Annotated in this window: 13 protein-coding genes; 9 read left to right on the plus strand and 4 right to left on the minus strand. The window is 35.5% G+C overall.

Features of this window, described 5'->3' with window-relative positions:
- The first annotated feature begins 120 nt into the window (after positions 1-120).
- The 9 genes from H3S88_RS05115 to H3S88_RS05155 are packed head-to-tail and all read left to right on the plus strand — an operon-like array spanning position 121 to position 8,851.
- Positions 121-318 carry a hypothetical protein gene (locus tag H3S88_RS05115; RefSeq protein WP_198227912.1) on the plus strand — a complete coding sequence of 66 codons (198 nt, stop codon included), beginning with the start codon at positions 121-123 and terminating at the stop codon, positions 316-318.
- 20 nt (positions 319-338) lie between these two features.
- Complete coding sequence (locus H3S88_RS05120; RefSeq protein ID WP_198227910.1) at positions 339-1,907, plus strand: hypothetical protein; 1,569 nt, start codon at positions 339-341, stop codon at positions 1,905-1,907.
- A gap of 34 nt (positions 1,908-1,941) precedes the next feature.
- A complete protein-coding gene (locus H3S88_RS05125; protein ID WP_198227908.1) occupies positions 1,942-3,195 on the plus strand; it encodes a type VI immunity family protein in 1,254 nt (417 codons plus the stop codon).
- Between the two features lie 18 nt (positions 3,196-3,213).
- Positions 3,214-4,467 carry a type VI immunity family protein gene (locus H3S88_RS05130; RefSeq protein ID WP_198227906.1) on the plus strand — a complete coding sequence of 418 codons (1,254 nt, stop codon included), beginning with the start codon at positions 3,214-3,216 and terminating at the stop codon, positions 4,465-4,467.
- Between the two features lie 18 nt (positions 4,468-4,485).
- Positions 4,486-5,739: a type VI immunity family protein gene (locus H3S88_RS05135; protein ID WP_198227904.1), complete on the plus strand. Its 1,254-nt coding sequence runs from the start codon at positions 4,486-4,488 to the stop codon at positions 5,737-5,739.
- Positions 5,740-5,757: 18 nt separating this feature from the next.
- Positions 5,758-5,919 carry a hypothetical protein gene (locus H3S88_RS05140; protein ID WP_198227902.1) on the plus strand — a complete coding sequence of 54 codons (162 nt, stop codon included), beginning with the start codon at positions 5,758-5,760 and terminating at the stop codon, positions 5,917-5,919.
- Between the two features lie 55 nt (positions 5,920-5,974).
- On the plus strand, positions 5,975-7,012 hold the full coding sequence (locus H3S88_RS05145) for a type VI immunity family protein (protein ID WP_198227900.1): 1,038 nt from the start codon (positions 5,975-5,977) through the stop codon (positions 7,010-7,012).
- 49 nt (positions 7,013-7,061) lie between these two features.
- Positions 7,062-7,940, plus strand: a complete 879-nt coding sequence (locus H3S88_RS05150; protein ID WP_198227898.1) for a putative type VI secretion system effector — start codon at positions 7,062-7,064, stop codon at positions 7,938-7,940.
- A 26-nt stretch (positions 7,941-7,966) separates the two neighbouring features.
- Complete coding sequence (locus H3S88_RS05155) at positions 7,967-8,851, plus strand: putative type VI secretion system effector (protein ID WP_198227896.1); 885 nt, start codon at positions 7,967-7,969, stop codon at positions 8,849-8,851.
- A 359-nt stretch (positions 8,852-9,210) separates the two neighbouring features.
- On the opposite strand, the gene H3S88_RS05160 is transcribed toward H3S88_RS05155, so the two are convergent.
- Genes H3S88_RS05160 through H3S88_RS05175 form a run of 4 tightly spaced genes read right to left on the minus strand, consistent with a single transcriptional unit; the run spans position 9,211 to position 11,854 of the window.
- Positions 9,211-10,038, minus strand: coding sequence for a PTS system mannose/fructose/sorbose family transporter subunit IID (locus H3S88_RS05160; protein ID WP_025315140.1), 828 nt, complete (start codon positions 10,036-10,038; stop codon positions 9,211-9,213).
- A gap of 14 nt (positions 10,039-10,052) precedes the next feature.
- Complete coding sequence (locus H3S88_RS05165) at positions 10,053-10,886, minus strand: PTS sugar transporter subunit IIC (protein WP_039126835.1); 834 nt, start codon at positions 10,884-10,886, stop codon at positions 10,053-10,055.
- 24 nt (positions 10,887-10,910) lie between these two features.
- Positions 10,911-11,402, minus strand: coding sequence for a PTS sugar transporter subunit IIB (locus H3S88_RS05170; protein ID WP_025315142.1), 492 nt, complete (start codon positions 11,400-11,402; stop codon positions 10,911-10,913).
- A 26-nt stretch (positions 11,403-11,428) separates the two neighbouring features.
- Positions 11,429-11,854 (minus strand): PTS sugar transporter subunit IIA, encoded by a 426-nt coding sequence (locus H3S88_RS05175; protein WP_198227894.1) that lies wholly within the window; start codon positions 11,852-11,854, stop codon positions 11,429-11,431.
- Positions 11,855-11,979 lie beyond the last annotated feature (125 nt).

An 11,979-nucleotide genomic window follows, 5' to 3' on the forward strand; every position in this document is an offset into this window, starting at 1 on the left:
CATTACCATCTGTTTTTTGAACTCGTTAGTAAAGCTGCGTTTTTCTCTTCGGGTTAAATTGATTGTCATTATTGTTACCTTTTTTTATTGTTGGTTTATCATAACAATGACCTTATAAAATTGGTACTAATTAGTGTAGCCTATCCAGGACAAATTGTTAGTGGTATCACAGATGCAAAAGGACATACCCGACGAATATTTACTGAGAATCCAGAAACAATTGTCGGTAAGGCTCTTGAGAAAAAATCACAAAATACGTTCGAAGCAAGACATATAGCAACAGGTAAGCGAGTAAAGCTCGATTTTAATGATAGTTAGGATAAAAAACAATGAATGGAATGAGTAATAAAAAAACCGCAAAACCAACAACTGCAGGGCGCAGTACTGCCACAACTCGTCGTGATGCATCCGAATTAGGTACAGTTTTATTAGTAGATAATGCTGTCGATATTTTTTATTTATGTAATAAAATGCAAGCAGCAAAAAATTCTCCCTATATTTGTAAAACAAATAATACGCCACGATATCAACGACAAGTAACCATGTGGATTAGGCAAGATGCTGCAAATTTTGGGTATCAATTCCCATATTGTGGTGAGGTAGGATACAACATGACCACTAACCCTCCAACTCCATTAATGAGTAAAAGTGAACCGTCTCGACCAAGTTATTGGCCCGTATCGAAATATCAAATGATCTATCGTGAATACCGCGAAACAAATATATATGGTGACCCAACAGGAGGTTATCAATTTGATTTTGGTGGCGTTAACGTGGTTGATTCTATGGTTAATAAAACAACACTTGAAAACGAGCTATCGCTAAAAAGAAGTCGTGATAATGACATTGAAAAAGGATATCGAACACTCGATCCTGAGAAAGCAAATGAGCGATTCCCAAATGGACGAGGTATGATCCGAATTCCTGACGTAATTAAAAAAAAGGATCATACTTTAACCGGTGAAAAAGGTTACCATCCTGATAATATTAATACTGTTATTGAAATAAAATTTCCTGGGGATAGTCTTACTGAGTTGCAGTTTAGAGCTTATTTAAGAATAGCGGGATATGATACCGATAAATTTCGCTTAATGACGTTAAAACAATGTGAATTTCGTAATAGCAAAGATAAAGAAGAAGAGATGCTTACCAAGGCTAAAAAAGAACCACTTTATCAAACTGTTGGCGAAACCGCTATGGCCAATACCAAATCAGTACTTAGCATTGAACAGCGCATGCAGCTTGAATATGATGCTATATACAAGCATATTATTAAATGGGTTAAACAACAAGAGATTGAGTATAGCCGTCCACAATTAGTGGCAATTGATGATTCCAACCAAAAAAGATATGCCGAAGCTTGGCAACGTTATGAACAACGGCATGAGATGATTGTTAACTATCCATTAGCTTCAGTTGGCATTGCAAGCATGTCCGCAATGGCTGGTACTTTCGTTGCTGGAACCTCCGTTACCGAAATAGCAACTACAACAACAGTAGTTCGTAGTGGGGCTAAAGTCATAGAGTTTACCCCAATAACAAAAGCCACGGTAGCAACCATTGGAGCAACATCTTTGCCATTAGCAGCCGAGCAGGGAATGACTAATAATTATGTATTAGAACGCAATGGACAGCTTACCTATTATCCAGAATTTAATGAGCAAGAAAAGCTTAAATATGAAGATGATCGCCTTATTGAAATTGATTATCGTTATCAGCAGAATTTAGACTTTGATAAAATAAACACAAAGATAGGATATATAGATGATTCTGCCGAAGCTAAGCAAAATAAGGACAGATTTCGGTTGGATAAAAACTATTATAAAATTCATTACTATCCATATCGACAACAGTTTTATTACTATTTTACTCCCGGCGATGAACCAACAGATTTTGAAAGCAATTGATAACCACTAGGCACACTTAATTATAGGATATACCATGCAAGATAAATTACAAAAGTTATTAGATGAATATCAGGAAAACTATAACAGATTTACCTATGGTCATTATTTAGATCCCAATAATATTGAAGATGCAATAAAAACCGGCTTGGTAGGGTGTTATTATTTAGATCAGGGTTATCTACCCGAAAAGCGCCAAGCAATAGGTCAGGTTTTGACGCTATATGATAAATATTGGGGCGATAAGCTAAAGTTTGGTTTTTTTGATGGAAATTCTAACCAACTGCATCCTTATCAAAAATTAAGTATAGATAAAAAACAAGATCTTATTAATAATTATGCATTAGATGTATTGAATTTTTATTGGAGTAATGTTGATAATTTAGAGTTTGTTCCAGAATATCTAATTAAAACTTTTTCAGAACCAGAGTGGTATGAAAAATTATATCCAGACGTAACTTATGTTCAACTCTATTTACCCATATCCGAACTTAAAGAGTTTGGCGTAGAGCAATTAATAGCGTTAAATCAACAAATCAGCGAAATATTACAACCAATGCATGGATTTTTTGGATTAGGTATCCAGCATAGTCATGAGTATTACGATTATCAATATTTAGAGTATGAACTGGCTCATCAGTTTTTGGGTTTAGATATTTCTAATGTTGAAGGTGATGAGCACCTTAGAGAGGGTTTTAAATGTATCAACTGGTTAACCATACTCAGTGACCAACTTATAACCGATAAATTAGGCAGTCTTGAGGCGTTAAAAGAGCATAATAATGATAACGAGATCCGTTTTTATCCTTACGCCGGAGGTGTGATTGTTCGGGCAGGCGAAGTGCCTGAGTTGGGTGATGTAGCAAGCAACCCCTATCCTAAGCACTATGTCAATGTTAATGCTTTATTAAAACCCGCACGAGCACCAGAAATTCTTTCACTAGGTTTGGGTTCAATAAACGGTGAAATTCGTTTTAACAAACGAACTTCAAAAGAGTGGCAAGGTCGGTTTGATGATGTCGAAGCAACGGATACTACAGTAAGTAATGAACCACAATCAGCGCAGATTATTAATATGGATTCAAAGGTTCGAATTAGCATTCAAACCGGTCAATTATGCCCACATACGGGCGTTTATTCTGCCCAGATCAATGGTAAGGTTGAGTATCGGGAGTTAACCCAAGGTCATAAAGTTGAGCCATTTATTGATAGTGAAACGCAACAAGTCTATAACGATGTAACTTGGCAACTGTTACGTCGGGAAGATGGTGGAAATGTCTATCGTGATTAACCCAAGGCTGAGCAGTGAATGAAAAATAAATTACAAAAGTTATTAGATGAATATCAGGAAAACTATAACAGATTTACCTATGGTCATTATTTAGATCCCAATAATATTGAAGATGCAATAAAAACCGGCTTGGTAGGGTGTTATTATTTAGATCAGGGTTATCTACCCGAAAAGCGCCAAGCAATAGGTCAGGTTTTGGCGCTATATGATAAATATTGGGGTGATAAGCTAAAGTTTGGATATATTGACGGTGAACCAAATAATCTAATTTCTTATACACAAACAACATTACATGAAAAAATTAATCAAATTAATCTAGCAGGAACAGATAATATTTGTTTTTATTGGAGTAATGTTGATGATTTAGAGTTCGTTCCAGGATATTTATGCAATGCCTATTCAAGAGCAGAATGGTATGAGAAGGTACATCAAGAAATAAGTTATGTTCAATTCTATTTACCCATATCCGAACTTAAAGAGTTTGGCGTAGAGCAATTAATAGCGTTAAATCAACAAATCAGTGAGATATTACAGCCAATGCATGGATTTTTTGGATTAGGTATCCAGCATAGTCATGAGTATTACGATTATCAATATTTAGAGTATGAACTGGCACATCAGTTTTTGGGTCTAGACATTTCTAATGTTCAAGCTGATAAGCGCCTTAGAGAAGGTTTTAAATGTATCAACTGGTTAACCATACTCAGTGACCAACTTATAACCGATAAATTAGGCAGTCTTGAGGCATTAAAAGAGCGTAATAGTGATAACCAGATCCGTTTTTATCCTTACGCCGGAGGTGTGGTTGTTCGGGCAGGTGAAGTGCCTGAGCTCGGTGATGTAGCAAGAAATCCCTATCCTAAGCACTATGTTAATGTTAATGCTTTATTAAAACCCGCACGAGCACCAGAAATTGCCTCATTAGGTTTTGGCTCAATAAACGGTGAAGTTCGTTTTAACAAACGAACATCAAAAGAGTGGCAATGTCGGTTTGATGATGTCGAAGCAACGGATATTGCAGTAAGTCATGAGCCACAATCAGCGCAGATTATTAATATGGATTCAAAGGTTCGAATTAGCATTCAAACCGGTCAATTATGCCCACATACTGGCGTTTATTCTGCCCAGATCAATGGTAAGGTAGAGTATCGGGAGTTAACTCAAGGTCATAAAGTTGAGCCATTTATTGATAGTGAAACGCAACAAGTCTATAACGATGTAACTTGGCAACTGTTACGTCGGGAAGATGGTGGAAATGTCTATCGTGATTAACCCAAGGCTGAGCAGTGAATGAAAAATAAATTACAAAAGTTATTAGATGAATATCAGGAAAACTATAACAGATTTACCTATGGTCATTATTTAGATCCCAATAATATTGAAGATGCAATAAAAACAGGTTTGGTAGGGTGTTATTATTTAGATCAGGGTTATCTACCTGAAAAGCGCCAAGCAATCGGTCAGATTTTGGCACTATATGATAAATATTGGGGTGATAAGCTAAAGTTTGGATATATTGACGGTGAACCAAATAATCTAATTTCTTATACACAAACAACATTATATGAAAAAATTAATCAAATTAATCTAGCAGGAACAGATAATATTTGTTTTTATTGGAGTAATGTTGATGATTTAGAGTTTGTTCCAGAATATTTATGTAATGCCTATTCAAGAGCAGAATGGTATGAGAAATTACATCAGGACATAAGTTTTGTTCAAATTTATTTACCCATATCCGAACTTAAAGAGTTTGGTGCCGAGCAATTAATAGCGTTAAATCAACAGATCAGCGAAATATTACAGCCAATGAATGGATTTTTTGGATTAGGTATCCAGCATAGTCATGAGTATTACGATTATCAATATTTAGAGTATGAACTGGCACATCAATTTTTGGGTTTAGATATTTCTAACGATGAAGCCGATGAACACTTTAGAGAAGGTTTTAAATGTATCAACTGGTTAACCATACTCAGTGACCAACTTATAGCCGATAAATTAGGCAGTCTTGAGACGTTAAAAGAGCGTAATAGTGATAACGAGATCCGTTTTTATCCTTACACCGGAGGTGTGGTTGTTCGGGCAGGTGAAGTGCCTGAGCTGGGTGATGTAGCAAGAAACCCCTATCCTAAGCACTATGTTAATGTTAATGCTTTATTAAAACCCGCACGAGCACCAGAAATTGCCTCATTAGGTTTTGGTTCAATAAACGGTGAAATTCGTTTTAATAATCGTACCTCAAAAGAGTGGCAATGTCGGTTTGATGATGTCGAAGCAACGGATATAACCGTAAGTCATGAGCCACAATCAGCGCAGATTATTAATATGGATTCAAAGGTTCGGATTAGCATACAAACCGGTCAATTATGCCCACATACTGGCGTTTATTCTGCCCAGTTCAATGGTAAGGTTGAATATCGGGAGTTAATCCAAGGCCATAAAGTTGAGCCATTTATTGATAGTGAAACGCAACAAGTCTATAACGATGTAACTTGGCAACTGTTACGTCGGGAAGATGGTGGAAATGTCTATCGTGATTAACCCAAAACAGAGCAATTAATGAAAAATAAATTACAAAAGTTATTAGATGAATATCAGGAAAACTATAACAGATTTACCTATGGTCATTATTTAGATCCGAATAATATTGAAGATGCAATAAAAACAGGCTTGGTAGGGTGTTATTATTTAGACCAAGGTTATCTACCTGAAAAGCGCTAAGCAATCGGTCAGGTTTTGGCACTATATGATAAATATTGGGGCGATAAGCTAAAGTTTGGTTTTTTTTGATGGAAACCCTAACCAACTGCATCCATATCAAAAGTTCAGTATAGATAAAAAGCAAGAGCTTATTAATAACTATGCTTTTGAGACATTAAATTTTTATTGGAGTAATGTTGATAATTTAGAGTTTGTTCCAGAATATTTTATTGAGACCTTTTCAAAACCAGAGTGGTATGAAAAATTACATCAGGATATAACTTATGTTCAACTCTATTTACCTATATCGGAACTTAAAGAGTTTGGCGTAGAGCAATTAATAGCGTTAAATCAACAGATAAGCGAAATATTACAGCCAATGCATGGATTTTTTGGATTAGGCATCCAACATAGTCATGAGTATTACGATTATCAATATTTAGAGTATGAACTGGCGCATCAGTTTTTGGGATTAGACATTTCTAACGATGAAGACGATGAACACCTTAGAGAAGGTTTTAAATGTATCAACTGGTTAACCATACTCAGTGACCAACTTATAACCGATAAATTAGGCAGTCTTGAGGCATTAAAAGAGCGTAATAGTGATAACGAGATCCGTTTTTATCCTTACGCAGGAGGTGTGGTTGTTCGAGCAGGTGAAGTGCCTGAGCTCGGTGATGTAGCAAGCAACCCCTATCCTAAGCACTATGTCAATGTTAATGCTTTATTAAAACCCGCACGAGCACCAGAAATTGCCTCATTAGGTTTTGGCTCAATAAACGGTGAAGTTCGTTTTAACAAACGAACATCAAAAGAGTGGCAATGTCGGTTTGATGATGTCGAAGCAACGGATATTGCAGTAAGTCATGAACCACAATCAGCGCAGATTATTAATATGGATTCAAAGGTTCGAATTAGCATTCAAACCGGTCAATTATGCCCACATACGGGCGTTTATTCTGCCAAAATCAATGGCAAGATTGAGTATCGGGAGTTAATCCAAGGTCATAAAGTTGAGCCATTTATTGATAGTGAAACGCAACAAGTCTATAACGATGTAACTTGGCAACTGTTACGTCGGGAAGATGGTGGCAATGTCTTTCGTGATTAACCCAAAATAGAGCAGTTAAGGAGATACTAAATTAAAAGAGATACAACCTATGAGCATAAAAGACTTTTATAAAATCCAGAAAGAAATTGAAGATAGATCTTGGCGTCATCAGCCAACGAAACCTGTCTTACCTTGTTTGGGCAATGAATTTATTGCAATTCGAGGCAAGATAGAGCGAATTGATAAAGAAGTAGAAAAAGCAGGATTTGAAATTGAGTCTTATGAGCATGTAAAAAAGAGTATTCAAAAAATGCACGAAGGAGCAAAAATAGGCGCAATTCTTGGTGCATTACGTGGTCAATATGGTTTGACGGGCGGTGCATATGTTGAACCAGCTCGTATTAAAGCTAATTTTGTCAATATACAGATTAATAATGAGATTTATCGAGGTTGGGTGGGTGATTGCCCGTTTGAAGCTGGTGATGAAGTTGAAGTAGTAGTTGAATGGCAAAACGACCACTACGAATTGTATGCCATTGCAAAACCAGACGAACGAATAATCAGTGTCTGTCCAAACTGTTTTAGAGGGCGATGGGCCTATTTCTTTTACACTTTTCCTCGTACAATAATTATATGGTTTATATCTCTTCTTGTGATAACCTTTTTCATGTATAATAGTATTGATGAATTATTATCATTGAACAAATCTTTTCTGAATAGGGTATTGGTTATAGCATATAATATGGGTTTCATTGCTATTTTAGGTTTATATATGGCAATAAAAGACAGTTTAACAACAAAAGTCAAAATTGCTGAACAGATATTTAAAGCACTAAACCTAGAAAAACTAACAAGGATTGATTTAAGGAAAAAAACTAACAGAAAAGTACGAAGATTAAAACGACAAGGAACATATCAATTAAATTCTCTCAAACCTAAAATTATTTTATTAACATGGATGAATGATAATTATCTATTTTATTACTAAAAATAATAATTATTGTGAATGAAATTATGAGCATAAAAGACTTTTATAAAATTCAAAAAGAAGTTGAAGATAGATCTTGGCGTCATCAGCCAACGAAACCTGTTTTACCCTGTTGGGGCAATGAATTTATTGCAATTCGAGGCAAGATAGAGCGAATTGATAAAGAAGTAGAAAAAGCAGGATTTGAAATTGAGTCTTATGAGCATGTAAAAAAGAGTATTCAAAAAATGCACGAAGGGGCAAAAATAGGCGCAATTCTTGGTACATTACGTGGTCAATATGGTTTGACGGGCGGTGCATATGTTGAGCCTCTTTCGCGTAAAGCTAATTTTGTCAATGTACAGATTAATAATGAGATTTATCGAGGTTGGGTAGGTGATTGCCCGTTTGAAGCAGGAGATGAAGTTGAAGTAGTAGTTGAATGGCAAAACGACCACTACGAACTGTATGCCATTGCAAAGCCAGACGAACGAATAATCAGTGTCTGTCCAAACTGTTTTAGAGGGCGCTGGGCCTATTTCTTTTATACTTTTCCCCGAGCTATTATTACTTTATTAATAATATCGCTAGTAATGACTGGCTTCTATATACACTATAATGACTTGGATAGCGTATTGACATTAAATAAAGAATATAAAAGATACATTTCATTTTCCACATTTTTTTTCGGTAGTGTTACAACTTTAGGTTTATATATGGCAATAAAAGACAGTTTAACAACAAAAGTCAAAATTGCTGAACAGATATTTAAAGCACTAAACCTAGAAAAACTAACAAGGATTGATTTAAGGAAAAAAACTAACAGAAAAGTACGAAGATTAAAACGACAAGGAACATATCAATCGAATTCTCTCAAACCTAAAATTATTTTATTAACATGGATGAATGACAATTATCTATTTTATTATTAAAAATAATAATTATTGTGAATGAAATTATGAGTATAAAAGACTTTTATAAAATTCAAAAAGAAGTTGAAAATAGATCTTGGTGTCATTAACTAACCCTTGTTGTTTAAAGCGTTAATTTCTTTCCTTAGTATATCCCTAAGGTTGGTAAACAGTTATCTAATAGTTTATTCTTTCTTAAATATTCCTATAATACTTTGAGCGATTCAATTATGAACGCTCAAAATAATTATTTAGGACGGTTTTCACACATTTTTTATATAATCAGAAGTAGCTAAGGGAATCAGTCGTAATTCCCTTAATTTATATGAGATGGTTGTAATGAAAGCGTTTATTCATCACTCAATTTAGAATTAATTGAACTAAAATATACCAATCACGACACCCACAGAAGTAATGGCCGTTAGGATCAAAATGACTTTGGTCGCGCTCATCTGTTTGGCTGACACGAGCCACCAAGCCAGTAATACCATAGTTAATGGTAGAATTTTAGGAAATATACCATCCAGTACACTTTGTAATGAACGCATGCTTTCACCCATCGGAATTTCTAGTTCTGAATTAAGCACAATATTCCCTGCGGCAAGTCCTCCCACCACCATAATACCAAGAACATTAAAGGCATCTGTAATGCGTTTTACATTATCACCAATAATATTATCAATGGCATTTACACCAAGTTTATAACCGTAATGGAAGCTGATGTAAGAAATCAATGGTCCTAAAATACCATATGATAAAATATAGAAGATTGGACCTATAGCATTTCCTCCTGCTGCCATACCCATTGCAATGGATAACAAAATAGGAACAATGATGCCTTGAATTAATGAATCACCAATTCCCGCTAATGGTCCCATTAACGTTGCTTTGATATTAACCGGTAATTCTTCAGGAACGTTGTGTCCTAAAGCTATCTCTTCTTCCATAGAGGCGACAATCCCATTGATGATTTGTCCCGTTTGCGGTTCGGTATTGTAAAACATTGAATGCCGGGTTAATAAACGGCGTTTTGCTTCGGGATCATGTTTGTAATATTTTTCGGCAAACGGAATATAAGAAAACGCCCAAGCGTGAGCTTGTAATTTTTCATAGCTCATTGAAGATAGATGTGTAAAACCCCATCGATACCAAATTTGACGTAACTCTTTTTTAGTCAATTTTGATTGGTTATTAATTGCTTTATCCATTGTTAATTCTCCTATCAAAATAGATCATCATCTTCAAATACATCAGAATTTGAGGTTGAATTATTCGACTCTTTGATTGCTGATGCAGCGGGTTTATTGATTGCCATATAGTATAAATAAGCAACTAAAGCGGAAATAAACACTAACGCAACCATACTTAATCCAGCGAATGCTAATAGTACAAAGCCTGCAAAGAAAAAGATAAGCTGAATTTTTGATTTAATGACAATATTCATTAGCATTGCAATACCTAATGCAGGTAATACACCGCCTAATACTGAGATGATTTTTGTTATTACTTCTGGTACATGATTTAATAACCAATCCACTAAACCTGAACCATAAAAGATCGCCAAAAATATTGGTATTGCTCTTAATAAAAATGTAGTGATTTGTGGAAAGAATAGATGATTAAGAACGATACCCCGTGTATCATTGTGTTCAGCAGCTTGCTGTGCTCTATTATTCCAAAACGAATAGACTGCCATTCGCGTATTATAGAAGATTAAACCAAATGTTTGCCCTAAAAATACTGACAAGGTCACAGCTACCGCAGGCTCTTTAGTCGTTGCTAATGCTAGACCAATACCGCCATAAGCCGCATAAGTAATTTCACTGTTGGTTGCGCCACCTGTTGATAAGTTGGCAATAAAAACAGCTTGAACGGCTAAACCACAAGCAACTCCCGCTTGAACGTCATTAAAGGCTAAACCAACTAAAAGACCTGCAACCAAAGGACGTCCAACAACATAAAATCCTCCTGACATACCAAATAACCAAGGTGATTCAATCGCGCCTAAGTAACAGAATATACCTGTAAGCAAGGCTGGGATAAATAGTGTTTCCATGATGTTTTCCTCAATTATTGAAAACTATAAGGTGTCATATTTTTTCTTCATAACTGACCAGCTTTTCGGTTCATCATCGGGTAGCAACTGAAATTCAATGGTGATACCTTGACTTTCGATATAATCAAAAGCTTGATAGTCTTTATCATCAATGGCAACCGTTCGCCCTAACACTTTGGTATCCGGTCTGGTATTCATACAACCGATATTAAGTACTGGATTGAGTTTTGCTCCAGCTTTAAGGAGTTTTTCAAACGTTTGAGGTGAATCACTTATTAAAAAAAAATTCTTAGCCGATTCCATGCCTTGCTGGATTTTTTCTACTCCTTGAGCAACGGTATAAATGCCTATTTTTAAGTTGCCAGCCGCCGCTTTTAGTACCCGTTTACGTAAGTCATCTGCGGCAATATTATCGCCAACAACTAAGATGCCATCGACAGGTCTTACTTTTGTCCAACGGGTCATTATTTGACCATGAATCACCCGATCATCCACTCTGGTTAATGTGATTGCCATAACTATTTACTCCTATCATTTAACTTTTAAAAATCCAAATCGTTATTGTTCGTTATTGCTGTTGGTGCAAGTGAAATTGAGTCTTGACCCGCTTGCAGAATTGAATCAAGTAATGCGTGAATATCTGATTCATCTTCAGATGCGCTACCTGCTTGAATCAGCATTGGTAAATTTAATCCTGAGATTAAAAATACTTTTTTATCTGGGTTAGCGAGCAGGTAACGAAATGTTTCGTTATAGGGCGTTCCCCCCACAATGTCACTTAACACAATGACAAATTCATTTGAAGTTAGTAAACTATCTAGAACGTTATTTAGTCTTACTGAAAAGTCACTAATCCCTTTCTCATCAAGTTTCACTACCGTAAAATGTGATGTATCCCCAGCAATCATTGCATAGCTTGTTAAAATGCCTTCACATAAGTCTCCATGTGAAGTGATCACAATTTTCATTATTTTTCACCCTCCCTTAAAACGATACTTATTAAATATATATTTACATATTGATTTTTTTATAACAAATAAATTATGTTTTATTTTTCGAAATGTGAGATATCTATCACATTTTAAAGGCTATT

It is taken from the genome of Gilliamella sp. B14448G11 (assembly GCF_016101765.1).
Classification (GTDB): domain Bacteria; phylum Pseudomonadota; class Gammaproteobacteria; order Enterobacterales; family Orbaceae; genus Gilliamella; species Gilliamella apicola_N.